The sequence below is a fragment of the Streptomyces sp. AB3(2024) genome (genome assembly GCF_041862025.1).
In the GTDB taxonomy this organism is placed as follows: domain Bacteria; phylum Actinomycetota; class Actinomycetes; order Streptomycetales; family Streptomycetaceae; genus Streptomyces.
Map to the genome: position 1 here is coordinate 1 of NZ_JBGWAB010000029.1, position 22,970 is coordinate 22,970.

18 protein-coding genes are annotated in these 22,970 nt (G+C 74.5%); 7 read left to right on the top strand and 11 right to left on the bottom strand.

Annotated features, from left to right (window positions below):
- Positions 1-255: 255 nt before the first annotated feature.
- From ACEPPI_RS14725 to ACEPPI_RS14750, 6 genes are all read right to left on the bottom strand, one after another.
- Positions 256-1,191, bottom strand: coding sequence for a cation diffusion facilitator family transporter (locus ACEPPI_RS14725; RefSeq protein WP_373915669.1), 936 nt, complete (start codon positions 1,189-1,191; stop codon positions 256-258).
- A gap of 74 nt (positions 1,192-1,265) precedes the next feature.
- Entirely contained in the window at positions 1,266-2,423 is a 1,158-nt protein-coding gene (gene manA / locus ACEPPI_RS14730; RefSeq protein ID WP_373915670.1) for a mannose-6-phosphate isomerase, class I, read from the bottom strand.
- Positions 2,424-2,468: 45 nt separating this feature from the next.
- The gene (locus ACEPPI_RS14735; protein ID WP_373915671.1) at positions 2,469-3,602 is read right to left on the bottom strand and encodes an SIS domain-containing protein; all 1,134 of its coding nucleotides are present in this window, start codon (positions 3,600-3,602) and stop codon (positions 2,469-2,471) included.
- A gap of 70 nt (positions 3,603-3,672) precedes the next feature.
- Entirely contained in the window at positions 3,673-3,858 is a 186-nt protein-coding gene (locus tag ACEPPI_RS14740) for a Trm112 family protein (RefSeq protein WP_266839393.1), read from the bottom strand.
- A 295-nt stretch (positions 3,859-4,153) separates the two neighbouring features.
- Positions 4,154-5,524, bottom strand: a complete 1,371-nt coding sequence (locus tag ACEPPI_RS14745) for a phosphomannomutase/phosphoglucomutase (protein ID WP_373915672.1) — start codon at positions 5,522-5,524, stop codon at positions 4,154-4,156.
- 78 nt (positions 5,525-5,602) lie between these two features.
- Positions 5,603-5,977: a DUF3499 domain-containing protein gene (locus ACEPPI_RS14750; RefSeq protein ID WP_030231678.1), complete on the bottom strand. Its 375-nt coding sequence runs from the start codon at positions 5,975-5,977 to the stop codon at positions 5,603-5,605.
- A 216-nt stretch (positions 5,978-6,193) separates the two neighbouring features.
- Here ACEPPI_RS14750 and ACEPPI_RS14755 point away from each other — a divergent pair, with 216 nt between their 5' ends.
- Positions 6,194-6,670, top strand: a complete 477-nt coding sequence (locus tag ACEPPI_RS14755) for a metallopeptidase family protein (RefSeq protein ID WP_373915673.1) — start codon at positions 6,194-6,196, stop codon at positions 6,668-6,670.
- 20 nt (positions 6,671-6,690) lie between these two features.
- On the opposite strand, the gene ACEPPI_RS14760 is transcribed toward ACEPPI_RS14755, so the two are convergent.
- From ACEPPI_RS14760 to ACEPPI_RS14770, 3 genes are all read right to left on the bottom strand, one after another.
- Complete coding sequence (locus ACEPPI_RS14760) at positions 6,691-8,172, bottom strand: DUF5719 family protein (RefSeq protein ID WP_373915674.1); 1,482 nt, start codon at positions 8,170-8,172, stop codon at positions 6,691-6,693.
- On the bottom strand, positions 8,169-11,831 hold the full coding sequence (locus ACEPPI_RS14765; protein WP_373915675.1) for a glycosyltransferase family 2 protein: 3,663 nt from the start codon (positions 11,829-11,831) through the stop codon (positions 8,169-8,171). Before ACEPPI_RS14765 ends, ACEPPI_RS14760 begins: the two co-directional genes overlap by 4 nt.
- Positions 11,832-12,173: 342 nt before the next feature.
- Entirely contained in the window at positions 12,174-12,437 is a 264-nt protein-coding gene (locus ACEPPI_RS14770; RefSeq protein WP_003983763.1) for a WhiB family transcriptional regulator, read from the bottom strand.
- Between the two features lie 643 nt (positions 12,438-13,080).
- Here ACEPPI_RS14770 and ACEPPI_RS14775 point away from each other — a divergent pair.
- The 3 genes from ACEPPI_RS14775 to ACEPPI_RS14785 all read left to right on the top strand — a co-directional run bounded on the left by ACEPPI_RS14775 (position 13,081) and on the right by ACEPPI_RS14785 (position 15,970).
- Complete coding sequence (locus ACEPPI_RS14775; protein ID WP_373915676.1) at positions 13,081-13,644, top strand: cysteine dioxygenase; 564 nt, start codon at positions 13,081-13,083, stop codon at positions 13,642-13,644.
- A gap of 68 nt (positions 13,645-13,712) precedes the next feature.
- Positions 13,713-14,672 carry a 2-phospho-L-lactate transferase gene (gene cofD / locus ACEPPI_RS14780; RefSeq protein ID WP_373915677.1) on the top strand — a complete coding sequence of 320 codons (960 nt, stop codon included), beginning with the start codon at positions 13,713-13,715 and terminating at the stop codon, positions 14,670-14,672.
- On the top strand, positions 14,669-15,970 hold the full coding sequence (locus ACEPPI_RS14785; RefSeq protein ID WP_373915678.1) for a coenzyme F420-0:L-glutamate ligase: 1,302 nt from the start codon (positions 14,669-14,671) through the stop codon (positions 15,968-15,970). The genes cofD and ACEPPI_RS14785 overlap by 4 nt, the downstream gene beginning before the upstream one ends.
- A 28-nt stretch (positions 15,971-15,998) precedes the next feature.
- Here the strand turns inward: ACEPPI_RS14785 and ACEPPI_RS14790 are convergent, their stop codons facing one another.
- Both ACEPPI_RS14790 and ACEPPI_RS14795 read right to left on the bottom strand, forming a co-directional pair.
- Positions 15,999-16,988, bottom strand: coding sequence for a DNA-3-methyladenine glycosylase (locus ACEPPI_RS14790; protein ID WP_373915679.1), 990 nt, complete (start codon positions 16,986-16,988; stop codon positions 15,999-16,001).
- A gap of 187 nt (positions 16,989-17,175) precedes the next feature.
- Entirely contained in the window at positions 17,176-18,591 is a 1,416-nt protein-coding gene (locus tag ACEPPI_RS14795) for a peptidoglycan recognition protein (RefSeq protein ID WP_373915680.1), read from the bottom strand.
- A 140-nt stretch (positions 18,592-18,731) separates the two neighbouring features.
- On the opposite strand from ACEPPI_RS14795, the gene ACEPPI_RS14800 reads away from it, so the two are divergent.
- From ACEPPI_RS14800 to ACEPPI_RS14810, 3 genes are all read left to right on the top strand, one after another.
- Entirely contained in the window at positions 18,732-19,481 is a 750-nt protein-coding gene (locus tag ACEPPI_RS14800) for a TIGR03089 family protein (RefSeq protein ID WP_373915681.1), read from the top strand.
- 145 nt (positions 19,482-19,626) lie between these two features.
- Positions 19,627-20,922, top strand: coding sequence for an LCP family protein (locus ACEPPI_RS14805; protein ID WP_373915682.1), 1,296 nt, complete (start codon positions 19,627-19,629; stop codon positions 20,920-20,922).
- A gap of 222 nt (positions 20,923-21,144) precedes the next feature.
- Entirely contained in the window at positions 21,145-22,875 is a 1,731-nt protein-coding gene (locus ACEPPI_RS14810; RefSeq protein WP_373915683.1) for an LCP family protein, read from the top strand.
- Positions 22,876-22,970: the final 95 nt, after the last annotated feature.

The following is a 22,970-nucleotide window of genomic DNA, read 5'->3' on the forward strand; positions in this document are numbered from 1 at the left end:
GGGCAGCCGCGGTGCCCGCCGCGATCCCCCCTCCGGCGGCGGCGCAGCCGGGACCGGGCGGGGGCGGCGGTGAGGGGGCCGGCAAGCAGGCGCCCGTCGTCGCGCAGCCGGGTCCGGAGGACGCGCAGGCGCCGGTCGGGCCCGGTGGGCGCGCGGACGTGCCCTCGTAGGACCGCAGGACGACCCCCCGCAAGGACATGCGGAGGCCCCCGCGGCTCGGTGAGCTGCGGGGGCCTCCCTGTGTCCGGACCCGGGTCAGTTCCCGTCGGCCTTGGCGGCCTCGGGCTGGTAGATGTCCGGCTCCAGGTAGATCACGCGGGCGATCGGGACGGCCGCGCGGATGCGGGCCTCGGCGGCGTTGATGGCGTTGGCCACCTCGGCCGCGGTGTCGTCGTGCTGGACGGCGATCTTGGCGGCGACGAGGAGTTCCTCGGGGCCGAGGTGCAGGGTCCGCATGTGGATCACGCGGGTGACGGTGTCCCCGTCGACGAGGGCGGCCTTGATCTTCTCGACCTCTTCGGTGCCCGCGGCCTCGCCGAGGAGCAGGGACTTGGTCTCCAGGGCGAGCACGATGGCGATGACGATCAGCAGTACGCCGATGCACACGGTGCCGACGCCGTCCCAGACGCCGTTGCCGGTGAGCAGGGCGAGGCCCACGCCGACGAGGGCGAGGACGAGGCCGATGAGCGCGCCGAAGTCCTCCAGGAGCACCACCGGCAGTTCGGGGGCCTTGGCGCGCTTGATGAACTGGGCCCAGGTCTGGTTGCCGCGGATCTCGTTGGACTCCTTGATCGCGGTGCGGAAGGAGAAGCTCTCGGCGACGATCGCGAAGACGAGGACGCCGACGGGCCAGTACCAGGCCTTGATCGGGTGCGGGTCGTGGATCTTCTCGTAGCCCTCGTAGAGGGCGAACATGCCACCGACGGTGAACAGGACGATGGAGACGAGGAAGGCGTAGATGTAGCGTTCCCGCCCGTACCCGAAGGGGTGCTGGGGGGTCGCCTCGCGCTTGGCCTTCTTCCCGCCGAGGAGCAGCAGGGCCTGGTTCCCGGAGTCGGCCAGCGAGTGGACGCTTTCGGCGAGCATCGACGAGGACGTGCTGATGAGGAATGCCACGAACTTGGCTACAGCGATGGCGAGGTTGGCGGCGAGTGCCGCCACGATCGCCCTGGTACCGCCCGACGCGCTCATGGGTGCCGATGTCCCTTCCTAGCCACTGACTACGGCCGCACATTGTTGCAGCTGCCTGTGCGGCCGACGCTACGTCAGAGGACCAGAGTGGCGCGGAAGACCGTACCAGAACCGGACAGTTCGACCTTTTCGCCTGCGGGGACGAAGACCGATTCACCGGGGGCGAGGGTCAGTTCGCCGGCCGCCGGGGCCCCGGCGGTGCAGAGCAGGACCTGGGGGGCGGCGTCCGGGAGGGTGTGGGGGGCGCCGCCGGGGGCCAGGACGAAGCGGGAGAGGCGGAACTCGTCGACGGGGGTCTCGTAGACCTCCTCGGCGCCGCCTTCGGGACGCAGGACGCCCGGGGCGCTGGGCTCGAAGACGACGACCTTGAGCAGCTCGGGGACGTCGACGTGCTTGGGGGTGAGGCCGCAGCGCAGCACGTTGTCCGAGTTGGCCATGAGCTCGACGCCGAGGCCGTCGAGGTAGGCGTGCGGGATTCCGGCGCCGAGGAACATGGCCTCGCCGGGCTGGAGCCGGACGTGGTTGAGGAGCATGGCCGCGATCACGCCGGGGTCGCCGGGGTAGTCGTGGACGAGGCCGGCGTACGGCGCGTAGGGGCCGCCGAGGCGCTCGGCGGCGGCCGCGGTCTCGGCGACGGTGCGGGCCGTCTCCTCGCGGTCGGCGGCGAGGACGGCGGTGAGGACCTCGCGCAGGGCCGCCTCTTCGGGGTGGGCGCGCAGGAGGTCGACGTACGGCTTCAGGGAGTCGACGCCGAGGCCTTCGAGGAGGTCGGCGGCCTCCCGCGGCGGCCGGAAGCCGCACAGGCCGTCGAAGGGGGTGAGGGCGCAGATCAGCTCGGGCTTGTGGTTCGCGTCCTTGTAGTTGCGGTGGCCCGCGTCGATCGGGACGCCCCGGCGCTCCTCGTCCTCGAAGCCGGCCCGTGCCTGGGCGAGGTCGGGGTGGACCTGGAGGGAGAGGGGGGCCCCGGCGGCGAGGATCTTCAGGAGGAACGGCAGGGCGGGGCCGAACTTCGCGACGGCGGCGGAGCCGAGTTCGCCCTCGGGGTCGGCGGCGATGACGGCCGACAGGGTGGTCCAGCCCGCTCCGCGGTCGAGGCGGGAGGGGGCGCCGGGGTGGGCGCCCATCCACATCTCGGCCTGGGGCTCACCGGTGGGCTCGACCCCGAGGAGGGCCGGGATCGCGGTGGTGGATCCCCACGCGTAGGGGCGGATCGTGTTCGTCAGGCGGTCCATCGTCGTCTTCCTGGATCTGGTGCGGTGCGGGCACGGGTGTGTGCCTCAGCTGTGTCCCCGGGACGCCAGCGCCAGGTAGGCGGTGGCGAAGTCGGTGACGGCGAGGAGCTCGGCGAGCCGTTCCAGCTCGGTGCCCTCCTCGGGTTCGAGCTCGCTGATGGCCGTGTCGTGGCTGAGGGCGAGCTCGCGGGCGGCGGGAGCGGCGGAGAGGCCTCCGGTGGGCCGGTCGCGCAGCAGGACGACGCGGGCGCGCAGGGTCTGGGGCTCCTCCACGCGGTCGCGGAAGAAGTCCTCGGGGTCGGCTCCGGCGGCGAAGGCCCCGGCGAGCAGGACCCCGTGGGCGGGCAGGGCCTCGGGGAGGTCGGCCGCGAGCGCGGGGCGGCCGGCCAGTTCGGCGAGGGTGGCGGCGAAGCGGCGGCCGGCGGGACCGGCTCCGGCGCCCTCGCTCCAGATGAGCGGCAGGGAGTCGGCGAGCTCTGCGGCTAGGGTCTTGGCCGGGTTGGAGTAGGTGGCGATGGCGGGGCCGCAGCGCTCGGCGGTGCGGTCGAGCCGGTCGGCGACGAGCTGGAGGGTGTCCGGGGCGGCGGAGACCAGCCCGACCTTGTCCAGGAGGACCAGCAGCGGGGTCAGCAGGGCCCACAGGGCGCCGGGGCCGGCCGCGGCGGACTCGTCGTACTCCTGGTACGGGGCCTTGGCCATCGGTACGAGGACCCCGTGCGCGCCGTCCACCGCCTCGCTCAGCGGGGAGCGCTCGGGGGCGACGGCGACCACGGAGCTGCCGCGCCGGTAGGCCTGCTCGGCGAGGACGGCGAGGCTGGGTTCGGTGCCGTCGGTGGTGACGATGAGGAGCAGGTCCACCGGTCCCGCCCAGCCGGGCAGCGCCCAGCGCAGGGCCCCGGCGGCGTGCGCGACGCCGGTCGGGTGCAGCCGGATCACCGGGGCGGAGGCTCCGGCGAGGGCGCCGAGGAGGTCGGCGACGCCGGTGGCCGCGGTGCCGGGGCCGGCGATGAGGACGCACCGGGGGCGCCCGTCGGGGCGCAGGTCCGCCAGGCCCGCCTCGGTCGCGTGCCGGGCGGCGGTGCGGACCCTCGCCCCGGCGTCGGCGGCGCCGCGGAGGAGGCCGCGGCGGTCGGCACGGGCGAGATCGTCCGGTGCGTCGAGGAGTGGCTCGTCGAGCATGGCGGCCTCCGGCGGTGTTGACGGCGTGTGCGGTCTGCGCTGCGCGGGTCGGGCGGTGCGGCGGAAGGGGCTACGCGGGGCGGCGGGCCTCGTCCACGAGGAGGACCGGGATGCCGTCGCGGACCGGGTACGCGAGGCCGCAGTCCTGGCCGGTGCAGATCAGCTCGGGTGCCGTCTCGTCCGCCGAGTTGTCCCGGAGGGGGGCGTGGCAGGCGGGGCAGGCGAGGATCTCCAGCAGGCCGGCTTCGAGCGGCATGGGGCGGTTCCCTTCGGGGATGCGGGTCGCGGATCGCGGATCGGGCGTGGTCAGCGTACCGCCGAGTCACCTGCGGTGCGGCTTGAGGTGGGGGGTGGGGCCTGTCGGCCCCGGGGGCCGGGCCGCCCCCGGGAGGGCGGCCCGGGAACCGCGGCGGGTGCGGGTCCGTTTCCGGGGGCTCTGCCCCCGGACCCCCGCGCCTCAAACTCCCCCAGCTACCGCTGGGAGGTGCCCCTGGCGGGGCTGTGCTTCGCCGTGCCCGGCACCGGCTTCGGCCGGCGCCGGGAGGGGAACCTCAGGCGCGGACGAGGGCGAGGACCTCGTCGCGGACCTTGGCCAGGGTGGCCTCGTCGCGGGCCTCGACGTTGAGGCGCAGGAGCGGCTCGGTGTTCGAGGGGCGCAGGTTGAACCACCAGTCGGCGGCCGAGACGGTCAGGCCGTCGAGCTCGTCGAAGGTCACGCCCTCCTGGGAGGCGTACGCGGCCTTGACGGCGGCCGTGCGGCCGGCCTGGTCGGCGACGGTGGAGTTGATCTCGCCGGAGCCGACGTAGCGGTCGTACTCGGCGACCAGCGCGGACAGGGTGCCCTCCTGGCCGCCCAGGGCCGCGAGGACGTGGAGCGCGGCGAGCATGCCCGTGTCCGCGTTCCAGAAGTCCTTGAAGTAGTAGTGCGCCGAGTGCTCGCCGCCGAAGATGGCGCCCGAGGAGGCCATCTCCGCCTTGATGAAGGAGTGGCCGACGCGGGTGCGGACCGGGGTGCCGCCCTTCTCGCGGACGACCTCCGGGACGGACCACGAGGTGATCAGGTTGTGGATGACGGTGCCGGTGCCGCCGTTGCGGGCCAGCTCGCGGGCCGCGACCAGGGCGGTGATGGCCGACGGAGAGACGCCCTCGCCGCGTTCGTCGACGACGAAGCAGCGGTCGGCGTCACCGTCGAAGGCGAGGCCGAGGTCGGCGCCCTCGGCGATCACGCGGGCCTGGAGGTCCACGATGTTCTTCGGGTCGAGGGGGTTGGCCTCGTGGTTCGGGAAGGTCCCGTCCAGCTCGAAGTACATGGGGACGAGGTCCAGCGGGAGGCCCTCGAAGACCGTGGGGACGGTGTGGCCGCCCATGCCGTTGCCCGCGTCGACGACGACCTTGAGGGGGCGGATCGAGGTGAGGTCGACCAGGCCCTTGAGGTGCTCGGCGTAGCCGGGGAGGCTGTCCAGCTCGGTGACGGTGCCCGCGGCGGTGCCGGCGGGGATCGCCGGGGCGCCCTCGTCGGTCCACTTCTCGGCGAGCTCGCGGATGGTGGCGAGGCCGGTGTCCTGGCCCACGGGGGCGGCGCCGGCCCGGCAGAGCTTGATGCCGTTGTACTGGGCCGGGTTGTGGGAGGCCGTGAACATCGCACCGGGCAGGTCCAGCTTGCCGGAGGCGTAGTACAGCTGGTCGGTGGAGCACAGCCCGATCAGGGTGACGTCCACGCCGCGGGCGCTGGCGCCCCGGGCGAAGGCGGCCGACAGGCCGGGGGAGGAGGGCCGCATGTCGTGACCGACGACGATCGCCGTGGCGCCGGTGACCTCGACGAACGCAGCACCGAACAGCTCGGCCAGGGGCTCGTCCCACTCGTCCGGTACGACGCCGCGTACGTCGTATGCCTTGACGATGTTCGAAAGATCTGCGGCCACTGCCTGCCCTCCTGAAGGTTCTGTGCGGTGGAGCAAACCTACCCTGTGCACAGAGCGGCTTTTCAGACGAACCCGGTGTCAGGAGTCGGGCGAACGCAGGACGCGCAGGTGTCCGCGGCGCGTCTCGCCGGTCACCTGCGGACCTTGACCGGAACCACCCGCTTCGGCCGCGCGCTCCGGCGGACGGGCCGCCTCGCGCACGGCGTTCGCGAGGGCTTCCAGGTCGTCACCGCTGGGGCGGGACGGGCCGGAGCCGTCCGACAGGCGGACGACGTCCCAGCCGCGCGGGGCGGTCAGGCGCTCGGAATGCTCGGCGCACAGGTCGTAGCAGTGGGGTTCGGCATAGGTGGCGAGCGGGCCGAGAACTGCGGTCGAGTCGGCGTAGACGTACGTCAGTGTGGCGACGGCAGGGCGGCCGCACGCGGTGCGCGAACAGCGACGTACAAGGCTCACGACGTTGGACGGTACCGCACTCTTGACCGGGCCGCGACGACTCGCCCCCCGGCCGGTCCCCCGTGTCGCCTCCTGCGACGGGTGCGGCGGGGGCTCTCGGGTCCGCGCCGGTACCCGGTCCCGGCCGGGTCGTTCGGGATGTGACACCGCCGCGACACCGGGCCGTGACCGGATCGGGGCCCTTCCGGGAGGTGGGGTGAGGGCTACCCTGCGGGGGTGACGGACAGCTCCCTTCCTCCCCGCCCCGTTCCTTCCGCCGAGACCCCCCACGAGCCGCGGCCGCGGCGGCGCGACCGGCACGGCCGGGGGATGCGGGGGCCGCTCGCGCCGCCGCAGGTACCGCTGTCGGCGAGCCGGGCGGAGCTGTTCGGTGATCTCGTACGGGATTCCGTGGAGCGGCTGGAGCGGCGCTGGGCGCAGCTCGCCGAGGTGGAGTTCGTGATCGCGGACGTACCGGGGCCGCCGGGCGGGCCCGACGCCGGGTGGAACGACGAGGCGGTGCCGCTGGGCGGGCTGGTGGAGGCCCGGGACGGGCGGCCGGCCCGGATCGTGGTGTTCCGGCGGCCGGTGGAGATCCGGGCGAAGACGCGGGACGAGCGGGCGCTGCTGGTGCACGAGATCGTGGTCGAGCAGGTGGCGGAGCTGCTGGGGCTGTCCCCGGAGACCGTGGACCCCCGGTACGGGCAGGACTGAGGCCCGTACCGGGACGGTGGTCAGCGGACGAGGATCGAGGGGTCCTCGACGGCGCGGGGCACCGAGACGGTGGAGTGGTCGTCGCCGAAGGTCTGGATGGTGAACATCGGGATGCCCTCGTGCGGGAGGGTCAGGGTGCGGGCCGCGTGGACGGGGCCGCCGGAGAGGGTCTCCAGGGTCAGGGCGTAGGCGCCCTTGCCGCCCGCGGGGGCCGGCGGCGGTGACAGCGCGAGGGTGGTGCCCGCCTTGACGGTGACCTCCTTGACGGCGCTCTCGCCGCCTTCGGTCCCGGCGGAGGCGGTGACGCGGACCTTCGCGTCGGCGCCGCCCGAGGCGGTGAGGGCCAGGGCGGTGGCCTTGTCGTCGACGCGGTCGTCGGCGACGGTGGCCCGCGCGCCCACGGGGGCGGCGGCGGGGATGAAGCCCAGTTCCTGCTTGGTCCCGGTACCGCGCACCACGCGCAGGGCGGCGACGACGGGTACGGCCTTCTTCGGGTCGGCGGGGGCCAGCAGCAGGGAGCCCGCCTCGCCGCGGGTCACGTCCTTGAGGTCCACGCTCGCGGTCATGCCCGCCTTGAGGTGCAGCTGCTCGGCGCCCGCCGGGCTGATGGAGCCGGTGGGGCCGGCCAGCTTCAGGCGCAGGTCGGCGTCGTCCTCGCCGGGGGCGAAGGCGATCAGGCGTACGGAGGTGGCGTCGGCGGGGATGCCGGGCAGGACGGCGGAGCCCGCCGGTCCGGCCGAGGCGGGCAGCCAGTCGGCGCCCACCCCGTCCTCGCCGATCTGCGCGGAGGCGCCGACCCGGCCCGAGCCGGTCGTCACGTGCGCGGTGACGTCGGTGAGCGGGGCATCGGGGGCGAGGGAGGACAGCAGCACCTTGATGGTGGAGCGGGGGTCGACCGCGATGACGGTGTCGGCGGTGCCGGGCTTGCCCTTGACGAGCCCGTCGGGGCCGTACAGCTTGACGTCCACCTCGGCGACGGTGTCGTCCGGGTTGGTGAGGTGGATGTAGTCCTGGCGGCCCTTGGCGGTGCTGACACCGGGGAACCAGAAGTCGGTGCCGGGCGCGGTGCAGGCCACGCCGAGCAGGCCGCGGGCCTGGCCGACCGCGACCTTGGTGGTCTGCTGGGCGGTCCAGCCGGGGGCGAGGACCCCGTCGGCGGTGCCGGTCAGTGCGGGCGCCTCGGCTCCGGAGGCGGTGGCGCCGACGGGCCTGCCGGGCTCCTTGGGCTGCAGGACCGTCTTGCCGTCCTTGGTCAGCAGCCGGGCCGTGCCCTTGCCGGCGCCCTTGCCGGGGGTGAGGGAGGTGTACGTGGTCTCGGCGATGTCGGAGGAGCTGGGCGCCGGGCACACCAGCACGGACCGCTCCACGGGCATGCGGGCGGCGGGCGGGCCGCCGGTGCCCCCGGCCGGGGCGGCGGCGGGGGCGGTGAGGACGGCCAGGCCGCAGGCGGCGGCCAGGGCCGCGGTCACGGCCGCGAACGTGAGGGGGGCGCGCTGCTTCACTGCTGGGGGCTCCCGTCCGGACGCGGGTCGTGCTGTCCGTAGGTGTCGTACGGCTGCTGGTCGTACTCGTACGGGTGGGGCTGCTGCTGCGGCGGGAAGCCGAACTGCTGCCGCTGGTCGTACGGCTGCCGCGCGTCCGGGTGCGGCGGGGCGGCGTAGGGCTGGGTGTAGGGCTGGGCGTACTGCTGGGTGTACGGGTCGCCGCGCTCCGCCGGCTGCTGCTGCCCGTCCCCGTACGGGGACGGGGACGGGGACGGGGACGGGGACCAGGGCTCCTGGTAGGCGTACGACTCCTCCCCGTACACCTGCTGCGCCGGGATCTGCGCGTACGGGTCGACGACGGCCTCGGCGGGGGCCGGCTCGGGCGCGGGCTCCGCGGGGGCGGCCCGGCGGGCGCGGCGGCCCTGTCCGGGCACGCTCGCGCCGCCGCGGTCCCCGGCGGGGGCGGCGGCGTCCTCCTCGGGCAGGTCGTCGTCGAGGCGGGCGCGGCGGCCGGGCAGGGCCATCACCAGCAGCACCAGTGCGAGGACCCCCTGGGTCCAGTGCCAGGCGTCGCGGGCCAGGGAGTCGGTGTGGACGAGGGCGAGGCGGCCGCCCTCCCTGGGGAGGGCGAAGCCCTGTGCCCATCCGTCGCGGCCTTCGAGGGCCTTGGGCTTGAGGGGCTTGCCGTCGAGGGTGGCGTGCCAGCCCGGATCGGCGCGGTCGGCGACGCGCAGGGTGCGGCCCTCCTCGCCGGCCGGGATCTTGGCGTGGGCCTCGACGGGTCCGGCGTCGACGGCGACGGTGGCCTGGCCCTGCTTGCCGGGGAGGATCGCGACGCGGGCGGGTAGCCGCTGGACCTCCCAGATGGCGGTGCCGTCGTCCTGGTGGCGCTGGCGCAGGCCGGGGGTCCCGTCGAGGGTGCGGCGCATCGCGGGGGAGCCGCCGGGCGGGATCATCACGTAGCGGACGGCGAACGCGCCGAGCTGCTCGGACTGGTCGGCTCCGGAGCCGGAGACCAGGCTGGAGACGGCCTGGGCGAGGCGGGGTTCGGAGCCCGCCTCGGCGAGGAGTTCGGCGTCGCCGAGGCGGACGCCGGAGCCGCGGACCAGGGTGTAGGAGACCGTGGCGGGCGAGTCGCCGCCGAGGACGAGGGTGCGGGTGCGGTTGCTGTCGTCGGACTGGGCGGCGACGAAGGCCGGGACCTGGACGGGGTCGCGGCGTCCCAGCGGTCCGTCGGCCCCGGCGACGGTCCAGACGGCGGCGAGGAGCAGCGGGCCGAGGGCCGCGCCGAGGGCGACGAGGGCGGCGAGCGGCTGGCGCCAGCCGAAGCTGCGGGCGGCGACCCGCTCCCGGGCGCCGTCGGCGCCGAGCAGGGCGGCCGCGATCAGCGCGAGTCCCTGGACGAGGGTCGCGGGGCCCGCCCAGCCGTCGCGGTTGAGGAGGACGGCGAGGAACAGGGCGGCCAGGGCGGTGGTCCAGGCGACGGCCACGGCGAAGCGCCGGTCGGCGCGCAGCAGTGCGGCCAGGGCGGCGAGGACGGTCCCGGCGAAGAGCAGTCCGCCGGTGGTGCCGGGGCCGCCGGGGCTGGCGCCGAGCAGGCCGAGGGCGGTGGCGGAGCCGCTGCCGTAGGGCAGTCCGGCCTCGCGCAGGAAGCGGGCGGGGTGGGTGAGCAGGCCCAGGGACCAGGGCGCGAGTACGGCCAGGGGGACGGCGAGGGTGGCGAGCAGCCGGGGGGCGTACGCCTTCCAGCGAGCGCGGCGCACGAGGAGCGCGCCCGTGCCCAGGACGGCGGCGAGCGGCCACACGACGGGGGTGAAGGCGATGGTCAGGGTCAGCAGCAGGGTGTACGTCCACACGGCCCGCCAGGATCCGGTGCTCTCGCGGTCGGCGAGGCCGAAGGCGGCGACGGCGGAGCGGGCGAGGAGCGGCAGCAGGACGGCGAGGACGGCGGTGCCCAGGCGGCCCCCGGCGAGGGCTCCGGTGACGGCGGGCAGGAAGGCGTAGGCGACGGCGGCCCAGGCGCGCAGCAGGCGGGAGGTGACGAGGGGGCGGGAGGCGAAGTAGGCGGTGAGCCCGCAGAGGGGGACGGAGCAGACGAGCAGCAGGGTCAGGGCGGCCTTGGTGGAGCCGAGCAGCGGCGCGGCGAAGGCGGCGAGGACCGCGAGGTAGGGGGGTGCCCCGGCGGTGGTGCCGACGCCGACGGGCTGCCAGTCGCCGGTGTAGGCGTGCCACAGGTCGAGGGCGCCGGGCGGGGCGGGGAGGAGGGCGCCGCCCATCAGGGCGCCGCCGCCGATCAGGGCGCGGCAGGCGGCGAGGGAGACCAGCAGGAGGAGGGCGAAGAGGACGGGGGCGGGCCGGCGGGCGATCCGCTTGAGCCGGCCGAACTGTTCGATCTCCAGGTAGTCGGCGTCGTCGCCGCCGGGTCCGGATTCGACGGCTCCGCCGTGCCGTCCGGCGGGGGCGGTGTCGGCGCCCTGGCCGGAGCCGAAGTGGCCGGCGAGCTGTTCGGCCCCCGCCCGCAGGGTGGCTCCGGGCGGGGGGAAGAGGGGACGCAGGTCGGCGGCGGGGACGGCGGGCCGGCGGCGGGCCCTGCGGGCGGCGAGGATCCGGCCGGGGCGCAGCAGGGTGGCGAGGAGGCCGGTGAACTCGTCGACGGCCTGGCCGGGGGCCTTGCCGACGAGGTAGCCGAGGGTGCGCAGGAGGGTGGCGAGGACCAGGCGCAGCAGGACGTAGGGCAGGGCGCGGCCGGAGCAGTTGGCCAGCAGGGTGTAGACGGCGCCGGCCTTGTCTACGCGGTGGGGGTCGACGGCGGAGCGGCCGGCGCAGTCGACGGTGCGGCGTTCGCGGGCGGCGGCCTCGGCGTGGCGCAGGACGGCGTCGGGGGCGACGAGGACGGTGTGGCCGGCGCTGTGGGCGCGCCAGCACAGGTCGACGTCGTCGCGCATGAGGGGCAGGCGGCGGTCGAAGCCGCCGAGGGCGTCGTAGACGTCGCGGCGCACGAGCATGCCGGCGGTGGAGACGGACAGGACGGGGCGGACCTGGTCGTGCTGGCCCTGGTCCTGTTCGCGGCGGTCGAGGCCGGTCCAGCGGCGGCCGCTGCGGGCGATGGTGACGCCGGCTTCGAGGAGCTGCTTCTTGTCGTACCAGCCGCGCAGTTTGGGGCCGATGACGGCGGCGTCGGGGTTCTCGTCGGCGACGCGCAGGAGCTCGGCGAGGGCGTCGGGTTCGGGGGCGCTGTCGTCGTGGAGCAGCCAGAGCCACTGGACGGGTTCGCCGTGGGGGAGGTCGGGGAGGTCGTAGGCGTCGTCGCGCCAGGTGCGGCTGACGGGGTCCCAGCCGCTGGGCCGATTGAGGTACGGGAGCTCCTCGGCGGTCAGGACGGGCGCGCTGCGGACGGCTTCGTCGACGGCGGCGCCGAAGCCGGTGCGCCGGGCGAGGTGCAGGACGCGGTCGTCGCCGAAGGCCTGGTCGAGCAGGCGCGCGGAGTCGTCGGCACTGCCGGTGTCGGCGGCGACGTGGCTCTGCGCGGGGCGTTCCTGGGCGAGGAGGCCGGTGAGGGTCTGGGGCAGCCAGCGGGCTCCGTCGTGGGCGACGAGGACCGCGGTGACGACGTGCCGGGGGAACTCGGGGGTGGCGGCTGCCTGGTGGGAGGCCGTCGAGTTGCTGTGCAGGGACATCGCGGTACGGGCCCTCCGGCCGGGGATCCGGGGGTGGTGTGCCCTCGGAGGCTGCTGGACAGCGCCCCACCCTAACGGCTGGGAAGGGGACGGTCCGCCTCGTGTGCGCGGGGCCGGGAACGCGACGGTCCGCCCCGCCCGCGCAGGGCCCGGAACGCGACGGTCCGCCTCCTGCGGGGAAGGTGCGGGAGGCGGACCGTTTGCTCTGTGGACCGGTGGTGCGCGTCGTGCGGTGTGCGGTGGTGCGCGGTGGGCCTGGCTCCGTGGGGGCCGGGCCCTCGGGTATGGGGTGGGCGGCGGGACGGGTGTCCCGGCGGGGGCGGTGCGGCCGGTGCGGCCGGATCAGACCGCCGCCTTCTTCAGCCTGCGGCGCTCGCGCTCGGAGAGGCCGCCCCAGATGCCGAATCGCTCGTCGTTGGCGAGGGCGTACTCCAGGCATTCGGACCGGACTTCACAGGCCAGGCAGACCTTCTTGGCCTCGCGGGTGGAGCCGCCCTTCTCCGGAAAGAAGGACTCGGGGTCGGTCTGGGCGCACAGCGCGCGCTCCTGCCATCCGAGCTCCTCGTCCGCCTCCTCGACCAGCAGTTCCTGAAACAGCTCGGTCATGTGCGCCCCTCGCTCTTCTGTGCGTCCCCGTGGTGTTGCCGTTACTGATCGCCAGGTAACGACACGAGTGAAATTACAAGTGCGTGGCTCCGGCGCAGTCAAGCCGAGATCTGCTATTGGGCGCCTTATTCACTCTGCGGAACCAAGCCTATGCAGAAAGTGTTCATATCGCCAAAAATCGTGACACATGGCTCAGGTGTCGCGCGAGCGCCACCCCCTCTCGTTGCCGACGAATCGCTCCGGGGCAGGGTTGCGATTCGGCCGAAGATGCGGCGCGGATCACATTCCGGTTACGAGTGCGGGCAACGGGTTTGAAGGCGGCTCGGGCGGGACTGAACGGCACATCCCCTGGACCCGACTGCACAAACCTTTCTCCGCGCACGGTAACCGGATGAGGTGAAACTTTTCCCTCAAACCGGACATTGGGTTGACAGTCCACCCCTTTCCCCGTTCTCCTTGTACGCATGTCAGCGCCCGCAGCCGCCACCCGGACCCCCATTCGTGGGTTCCTGTGCGCTGCCCAGGTTCGCTGTTGCTGTTGCAGCTGTTGATGCCTCCGGAGCCCCGGCTCCGTCCGATGCACCGGCTACTCCCCCACAGCAACCGCCCCGCACGACTGACATCCGTCGAGGACACCCCCACGATGAACAGCGCCCCCGCCGCCACCGCTCCCACCACCCCCGCCGCCGCCGCCACGGCCGCTGCCACGGCCCCCGTGATCGAGAGCGACCTCCAGATCGCCGGCGACATCCTCTCCGTCCAGCACCTCCTGCAGCCCGCCCGCGAACACCCGGCCACCGTCGCCGAGTTCGTGGGCCTCGCCCGGTCCATCGCGCAGGACCGCGGGAGCTGGGAGCACCTGGTCCGCTACGACGCCACCACCCGCTGGTACCACCGCCTGCGCACCGGCCCCGGCTACGAGGTCTGGCTGCTCAGCTGGGTCCCCGGCCAGGGCAGCGGCCGCCACGGCCACGGCGGCTCCTCCGGCGTGCTGACCGTCCTGGACGGCGAGCTCACCGAGCACAGCGCCCGCGGCCCGCTCGCCCTCGGCCCCGGCTCCCAGCGCGTCTTCGCCCCCGGCTACTCCCACGAGGTCGTCAACGACACCCTCGACGGAGCCGTCAGCCTCCACGTGTACTTCCCCGGTCTGACCGAGATGCCCATGCACAGCTGCTCCCCGGCCCGCGGGGAACACGTACCGGCCTGACGCCCCGCCCGTCACCCGGCGCCACCACCCCCCGTCGGAGGACGGCCCGCGGCTGACAGACTGTCCGCATGCGCATTGTTGTTCTGGCCGGCGGCATCGGCGGCGCCCGTTTCCTGCGCGGACTCCTGTCCGCGGTCCCCGACGCGGACATCACGGTCATCGGCAACACCGGTGACGACATTCACCTGTTCGGGCTGAAGGTCTGCCCCGACCTGGACACCGTGATGTACACCCTCGGCGGTGGCATCAACGAGGACCAGGGCTGGGGCCGCACCGACGAGTCCTTCACCGTCAAGGAGGAACTCGCGGCGTACGGGGTCGGACCCACCTGGTTCGGCCTCGGCGACCGCGACTTCGCCACCCACATCGTCCGTACGCAGATGCTCGGCGCCGGCTACCCGCTCAGCGCCGTCACCGAAGCCCTCTGCGACCGCTGGCAGCCCGGCGTCCGGCTGCTGCCCATGTCCGACGACCGCGTCGAGACCCACGTCGCCATCACCGACCCGGAGTCCGGCGAGCGGCGGGTCGTCCACTTCCAGGAGTACTGGGTCCGGATGCGCGCCGCGGTGGACGCCGAGGCCGTCGTGCCCGTCGGAGCCGAGCAGGCCAAGCCCGCACCGGGCGTACTGGAGGCCATCGCCGCCGCCGACGTGATCCTCTTCCCGCCGTCGAACCCCGTCGTGTCGATCGGCACCATCCTCGCCGTGCCCGGCATCCGGGAGGCCGTCGCGGCCGCCGACGCCCCCGTCGTCGGCCTCTCCCCCATCGTCGGCGGCGCCCCCGTGCGCGGCATGGCCGACAAGGTGCTGGCCGCCGTCGGCGTCGAGGCCACCGCGGCCTCCGTCGCCCTGCACTACGGGACCGGGCTGCTCGACGGCTGGCTCGTGGACACCGCCGACGCGGACGCGGTCGCCGAGGTGGAGGCCGCCGGCATCACCTGCCGGGCGGTACCGCTGATGATGACCGACACCGGGGCCACCGCCGCGATGGCGCGGGCCGCCCTGGAGCTCGCCGAGGCGTCCCGGTGACCGTGCCCGCCCCCTCGTACGAGGTGCGGGCCCTGGCCGGGATCCCCGAGGTCCGGCCCGGCGACGACCTGGCGGCCCTGATCGCCGGGACCTCGCCCGGCCTGCGCGACGGGGACGTCCTGCTGGTCACCTCGAAGATCGTCTCCAAGGCGGAGGGCCGGATCGTCACGGCGGCCTCCCGCGAGGAGGCCATAGACGCCGAGACCGTACGGGTCGTCGCGCGCCGGGGCACGCTGCGGATCGTGGAGGACCGGCGGGGCCTGGTGATGGCCGCCGCCGGCGTCGACGCCTCCAACACCGCGCCCGGCACCGTCCTCCTGCTGCCCGAGGACCCGGACGCCTCCGCGGCCCGGATCCGGGCGGGGCTGCGCGCACTGCTCTCCGTGGACGTCGGCGTGATCGTCACCGACACCTTCGGGCGGCCCTGGCGCACCGGGCTCACGGACGTCGCCATCGGCGCGGCCGGGGTACGGGTCCTGGACGACCTGCGCGGCGGCACCGACGCGCACGGCAACCCGCTGAGCGCGACGGTCGTGGCCACCGCCGACGAACTGGCCGCCGCCGGCGACCTGGTCAAGGGCAAGGCGGCGGGACTGCCCGTGGCCGTCGTCCGCGGACTGGGACACATCGGCGGCGAAGGGTCCTCGGCGCGGGACCTGGTGCGCGCACCGGCCGACGACATGTTCCGCCTCGGCACCTCGGAGGCCGTACGGGAAGCCGTCACACAGCGGCGCACCGTACGGGACTTCACCGACGAGCCGGTGGACCCGGGCGCGGTACGGCGGGCCGTCGCCGCGGCCGTGACGGCCCCGGCACCCCACCACACGACGCCGTGGCGCTTCGTCCTGCTGGAATCGGCGGCCGCACGCCGGGAACTGCTGGACGCGATGCGGGACGCGTGGATCGCCGACCTGCGCGCCGACGGCAAGTCCGAGGAGTCCGTCGCCAAGCGGGTGCGGCGCGGGGACGTGCTGCGCCGGGCCCCGTACCTGGTGGTGCCCTGCCTGGTGACGGACGGCGCGCACGACTACGGGCACGCGCGGCGGGACGCGGCCGAACGCGAGATGTTCGTCGTCGCGATGGGCGCCGGCGTGCAGAACTTCCTGGTGGCGCTGGCCGGTGAGCGGCTGGGCTCCGCGTGGGTGTCCTCGACGATGTTCTGCCGGGACGTGGTGCGCAAGGTGCTCGCGCTGCCCGAGGACTGGGACCCGATGGGCGCGGTGGCGGTCGGCCACCCGGCCACGGCCCCGGCGGCGCGGGCGGAACGGGCCGCGGACGCGTTCGTCGAGGTCCGCTAGAGCGGTGGCCGCCTTTCCGGCCACGGCGCTAGAGGCGGCCGATGTCGCCGCGCGGCATGCGCGGCGCGCGCCGGGGCGGGGTCCGGCCCGCGAGGAGGATGAGCCGGGCGGCGCGGTGGCGCTGGCCCTCGTACGGGGCGAGCAGCTCCAGCATCCGCTCGTCGTCGGCGTCCCGGTCGCCCGTGAGGGCGTAGCCGACGATGCCGGGCAGGTGGAGGTCGCCCGTGGTGAGCGCGTCGGCGGCGCCGTTGCTGCGCTGGAGGGTCTCCGCGGAGGTCCACGGACCGATGCCGGGCACGGCCTCCAGCCGGGCGGCCGCCCTCGGCAGGTCCATCGCGGCGGCCTCCTCCAGCCGGTCCGCCACCCGGGCGGCGCGCACGATGGTCGCCGAACGCTTCGCGTCCACCCCCGCCCGGTGCCAGTCCCAGGACGGGATCAGCGCCCAGGTGCGGGCGTCGGGCATCACGTACAGCTCCTGCGGCCCGGGGGCGGGCTCCCCGTACCCGCGGACCAGGCGGCGCCAGGACCGGTAGGCCTCGTCGCTGGTCACCTTCTGCTCCAGCACCACCGGAACCAGCGACTCCAGCACCAGCCCGGTACGGGTCAGGCGCAGCCCGGGGCGGCGGCGGTGGCTGGCGTGCACGAGGCGGTGCCGGGGGACGAAGGCGGCCGGATCGTCGTCGGCGCCGAGCAGCCGGGGCAGCTCGGCGAGCGCCCACTCGGCGCCGGGGCCCCAGGCCTCCGCCTCGATCTCCTCGCCGGCGCGGCCGATCCGGAGCGTGGCGGGTCCCTGCGGGGTGCGGGTGGCCCGCCAGACGGAGCCGTCGGCGGTGACGCGGAAGGTCGGGTCGGCGGGGCCGCGGCGCAGCGGGCCGAGGGTGAGCCCCAGGTCGACGGGCCCGCCGGGACTCCAGCGGCGGCGCGACCCGCCTCCGGCGGTCGTTCCGGCGCCGGGTGGTACGTCGGTGCGGCCGCCGCGGACGGCGGTACGGGTCAGGGGGTCGAAACGGCCGGCCATCCCTTGAGCGTAGCCCGCCGGGGCCGTCCCCACGGGGCTCGGCGCCTCAATCGCCGGCGGGGCTGAAACCCCCTGGGGCTCCGCCCCAGACCCCGCGCCTCAAACGCCGGCGGGGCTGAGTCTGGCTGCGGAGGCTCGATTTGCCGAGCGCGGCCACCCCCGACCCCGCCCGGCCAGGGCAACGGCCTCAGCGGCCCTGGAGCCTCGCCGACGTCGTGCGGGTCGGCGGGAGCTGGTTGTACAGCAGTCTGCCGGGGCATTCCGTGGCGAAGCCGTCGCGGTGGCCCGAGATCACGTTCATCCTCACGCTGCTCCCCTTCGGGAACCGGTTCCCGCCGCCCGACCTCAGGGTGGTCTTCGCCCTCGGGTCCGCGCCGAACAGCCCGAGCTTCCAGGCCGTGAGCCGGGCCACCGCGTCCACCGCCGCCCGCGGCGGAGCGGCGCCGCCGAAGGAACCGATCACCGCGATGCCCATGCTGTCCGCGTTGAACCCCATGGTGTGCGCGCCGAGCACCGGCTTGGCGACCCCGCCCGCCCGGCCCTCGTAGACCGTCCCGCAGCGGTCGACGGCGAAGTTGTAGCCGATGTCCCGCCAGCCCTCGCTGACCACGTGGTAGCGGTAGAGGCTGCGCAGCACCGCCGGGGCGTCCTTGCAGGCGTAGTTGTTGCCGGAGGCGGTGTGGTGGACGAAGGCCGCCTTGACGGTGTTCGTGTAGACGAAGCCCGGTTCGCGCAGGCTCTCGTCGGCGCCCCAGCCGCGCCGGGTGACGATCCGCGGGCGCGGGCCGATGTACGGGCGGGCGGCCGCGCCGAGGGATCCGTCGGCGGCGAGGACGGCGTCGGCGGTGGAGTCGGCCTTGTTCAGCGCGCCGATCTCCAGCGCGCCGAGCGTGCCGTGCGGGACGTTCGCGGCGGAGGACTCGGCCCCCTCCATGGTCATCTCGGGCACGGGCGCCGCGTCGCCCTTGTCGTCGCCGCCCGGTGACGAGGGGCGGCCGGCGTTCTTGCCGTCGAGCACGGCGGCAGGCTCCGCCGCGCCCGGGTCGACGAGTTCGATGCGCAGGCCCGAGGGGAGCCGGGAGGTGGCCCGCGAGTCCTCGCCGTCGGTCTCGGCGTGAACCCGGACCTCGATCCCGTCGGAGGCGCCGACCCACAGCGGGGCGGTGCTGCCGCGGACGCGGCGCGAGCCGCGCTCCACCGCGTCGGGGTCGGCGGCGTGTTCGCCGTTGTGGGTCTCGACGTCCTGCCAGCCGGACCAGGCGGCCGTGCCCGCGGCGCGGGTGCGTACCTGGACCCGGCCGACGAGCCGGGTGGCGGCGTCGTCCCATACGACGCCGACCAGCGAGAAGGTCTTCACGTCCCGGGCGGCGAGCCCCCGCGTCTCGGCGCGGCCGGGTGAGGCGCTCATGCCCGGCACGCCGGGGATCCGCCCGTCGGAGGGGGCTAGGGGGGCGAGCGGCAGGGACTGGGTGGACCCCGCGGGGGTCACGGGGGCCGCCGCGCCCTCGGAGGCGGCGGCCAGGGCCGGAGTGGAGAGCGCGAGCGGAAGGGCCAGTGCGGCCGCGGTCGCGACACCGATCGAGGAAGCAAGGAATCCACGCATGGAAGCGATGCTGGGCACAGCCATCACGAAGCGCCATCGGAGAACTGACGCTCCGTCCGACGATGCCGGGGCCGCGCCTCCCCTGGACGGCGCAGCCGCCGCCCCCCGTACGAGGGAAGGGCCCGCGTAGGCTGGGGCGGGTGAACGCCACTGACCGCACCCCTGCCGACCTGCTGCGATCCGCGCTCGCCGCCGATCCGGGCCGCCCCCTCGTCACCTTCTACGACGACGCCACGGGCGAGCGCGTCGAATTGTCCGTCGCCACCTTCGCCAATTGGGTGGCCAAGACCGCCAATCTGCTCCAGGGCGACCTGGCCGCCGAGCCGGGCGACCGGCTCGCGCTGCTGCTCCCCGCGCACTGGCAGAGCGCCGTGTGGCTGCTCGCCTGCGCCTCGGTCGGCGTGGTCGCCGAGGTCGGCGGGGACCCGGCGGGCGCGGACCTGGTGGTGAGCGGGCCCGACACCCTGGAGGAGGCCCGCGCCTGTTCCGGGGAGCGGGTCGCGCTCGCGCTGCGTCCCCTGGGCGGGCGGTTCCCGCAGCCGCCGGCCGGGTTCGCGGACTACGCGGTGGAGGTGCCGGGGCAGGGCGACCGCTTCGCCCCGTTCGCGCCGGTCGACGCCGACGCCCCGGGGCTGCTGGTGGGCGGCGAGGAACTCTCGTACGCGGCCGTGGTCGAGCGGGCCCGCGCGGACGCGGCGGCGCGCGGCTTCGGCGAGGGCGCCCGGGTGCTGTCGGGGCTGGGCTACGACAGCTGGGAGGGGCTCTCCTCGGGGCTGTACGGGGCGCTGGCCACCGGTGGCTCCGTGGTGCTGTGCCGCCACCTGGACCGGCTGTCGCCGCAGGCGCTGGAGCAGCGGACCGAGAGCGAGCGCGTCACTCACACCGTCTGACGGCGACTTCGCGCGATCTGTCACCCGCATGGCCCTTTACAGGGCCGTGCCCCCGGGCCGTCCGGGACCCCCGGGGGCAGGATCGGCTCCAGGCCGTACTCACCCGTACGGCTGGCAGCCGGTTCGGCGAAGGGACGGAACGCGAGTGACGGACAGCGCGGGCATACCGGGCGGCACCGGGGCGGCCGGAGGCGGGCCGAGGCCTCCGGCCGGCCGTCGGCGCCGCCGGCTGCTGCGCTGGATCGGGCTCGGGGCCGTCCTGCTGGTCCTGGCGGGCGCGGCCACCGGCTGGTGGCTGTACGCCAAGCTCGACGGGAACATCACCTCGGACACCTCCGCCGAGGCGGAACTGCGCCGCTACGAGCGCGAGCGCCCGGCGCACTTCGCCGACGGCGCACAGAACCTCCTGCTGATCGGCTCGGACTCGCGGTCCGGCCGGGAGAACGCGGGCTACGGGCAGGACGGCGGCACGCAGCGTTCCGACACGACGATCCTGCTGCACCTGGCGGCGGACCGCGGGAGCGTGACGGCCGTCTCGATACCCCGGGACCTGATGACGGACGTGCCGAGCTGCCGGGCCGCCGACGGGACCCGTACCGCCGAGCGCTTCGCCCAGTTCAACTGGGCCTTCCAGTGGGGCGCGGCCGCCTGCACGATCCGTACGGTCGAGCGGCTCACGGGGGTGCGGATCGACCACCACATGGTGCTGGACTTCGGCGGTTTCAAGCAGATGGTCGACGCCGTCGGCGGGGTGGAGGTGTGCCTGCGGCAGCCGGTGGACGACGCCGAGGCTCACCTGCGGCTCCCGGCGGGCCGCCACCTCCTCCAGGGGGAGCAGGCACTCGGTTTCGTCCGGGCCCGGTACGGCCTGGGGAACGGCAGCGACACCGAACGGATGGAGCGCCAGCAGCAGTTCCTCGGCTCGCTCGTCAAGAAGGTGCAGAGCAACGGCGTCCTGCTGAACCCGGCGCGGCTCTACCCGCTGCTGGACGCGGCCACCTCCGCGCTGACCACCGACCCGGGGCTGGCCTCGCTGCGCGGGCTGTACGAACTGGTACGGAGCGTGCGGGACATACCGTCCGACCAGATCAGGTTCCTGACGGTGCCGCGGCGGCCCTACGCGCCGAACCCCAACCGGGACGAGCTGCTGGAGCCCGAGGCGGGGCAGCTGTTCCAGCGGCTGCGGCTGGACCGGCCCGTGACGGTCACCCCGCCCGTGCCCACCCCGACGGCCACGCCGGCGCCCGCCTCCGCGCCCAGGTCCGCGATCACCTCCACGGTCACCTCCGCGCCCGCGTCCGCGGCCGCCGCGGAGCCCGCCCCGCTCTCCCCCGCCGAGGTGTTCCGCGACCCTGTGCGAGCGAAAAGCGGAACTGCGTCCGCACCCCTTCCGGACCCGACTTTCACAGGAACCACGGCGGACACGGCCGACTGCCGGTAAAGCAATCCAAAAGCCGGTGGTCCAACCGCACTGGATGGGCGTTTTGGGCAGTTATCGGGGGAGTGGATTTCGTCACCGGCATGGTTTGCAGCTGACCTGGGCGGATAAGGTGAGCGATCCGGTGCACCGGAAGCGAAGACACCGTGCACCAGCAGCCGGATCGTTGACCGCGCGCCTGGGGGGAGGCGCGTCGTGAGGCACCGACGGAGGATTCGAGCAACCGTGGATGCGCAAAGCCGTGGGCGGGCGGACGAGATCGACCCCGCAGACCAGTGGGTCCTCAATCCCCGCACTGGCAACTACGAACTGCGACTGGGCAATTCCCCTGCGCAGCAGCACTCCGTCACCACCCCCCGCAGGACCCGCAGAAAGCCCGCGGCTCCCTCCGCGCCGTCGGCCCCCTCCCCCGCGGTCCCCAAACCCCGGCGCGGCGAAGGCCCGCCCGGCGGCAAACGCGGCGGCAAGCCCCGCGCGGCCGGCGGCGGGGCAGCCGCGCGGCGGCGCAGGGCGCTGGCCGTCACCGGGGGGACCCTGGCGTTCCTGCTGGTCGGCGGCGGCCTGGCGTCGTACCTGTACTACCAGCACCTCAACGGCAACCTGAAGGTCATCGACACCAACGGTGCGGGCGGCAGCTTCAAGAAGGACCAGCCGATCAACATCCTGGTGATCGGCACCGACAAGCGCAGCGGCGCGGGCAACCAGGGCTACGGGGACGCCGACAGCGTCGGCCACGCGGACACCACGATCCTCTTCCACGTGTCGAAGGACCGCAGCAACGCCACCGCCCTGTCGATCCCGCGCGACCTGATCACCGACATCCCGGTCTGCCCGACGAAGCAGTCGAACGGCTCGGTGAAGCAGATCCCCGCCACCAAGGGCAGCCGCTTCAACAACAGCCTGGGCCAGGAGGGCCGCGACCCGGGCTGCACGATGCGCACGGTCAACCAGCTCACGGGCATCAACGTCGACAACTTCATGATGGTCGACTTCAACGCGGTCAAGAACCTGAGCACGGCGGTCGGCGGTGTGCCCGTGTGCCTGGCCAAGGACGTCAACGACCGTGATTCCAAGCTGAACCTGAAGGCCGGCGAGCACCGGCTGCAGGGCGAGCAGGCGCTGGCCTTCGTACGGACCCGGCACTCCTTCGGCAACGAGAGCGATCTCGACCGGATCAAGACCCAGCAGCAGTTCCTGAGTTCGATGATGCGCGAGATGAAGTCCAAGGAGACGCTGACCAGTCCGAAGAAGTTCTTCTCGCTCGCGGAGGCGGCCACCAAGTCGCTGACGGTGGACCAGGGACTGGGGTCCATCGGCAAACTCACCGATCTCGCCGGTGAGCTGAAGGACATGAACCTGAAGAACGTCACCTTCACGACGCTGCCGGTGGTCGACAACCCGAACGAGCCGTCGAACCGCAAGGCGACCGTCGTCGTCAACTCCTCGCAGGCCGACCCCCTCCTCCAGATGATCCGCGAGGACGTCTCCCTCACCGAGGTGGAGAAGAAGGAGCACGCCGCGAAGGAGGCCGCCGACGCCAAGCAGGACGCGCTGCTCCAGGGGAACAGGGCGCCCGCCGGGGACGTACGGGTGGACGTGTACAACGGCGGCGGCCCCCCGGGGTCGGCCTCCACCACCCTGACCTGGCTGCAGAACGCGAAGGGCGTCTACAAGGCGAGCAACCACGGCAACGCCGCGGAGCGGCTCGCGGGCACACAGCTGGAGTACGCCCCCAACCAGGCCGACCAGGCACGGGCGCTGGCGGACATGATGGGGCTGTCCGCCGCGGCCCTGAAGGTCGGCACGGTGGACGCGGGGCCGAGGACCCCGATGAAGCTGACCCTCGGCTCCGACTTCAAGGAGCCGGGTACGCCGCTCGGTGCGCCGGCCGCCCCGCAGCAGGCCCCCGAGGGGCTGCAGCGGGTCGAGGCGGACAAGGCGGTCTGCGCCAAGTGACGGGAGCGCGGTGACGCCGCCGCCACCCACCCACCGCCGCACGACCGGGCGGTAGCCGGTAGGCCCGGCACGACACGACACGACATCAATGATCT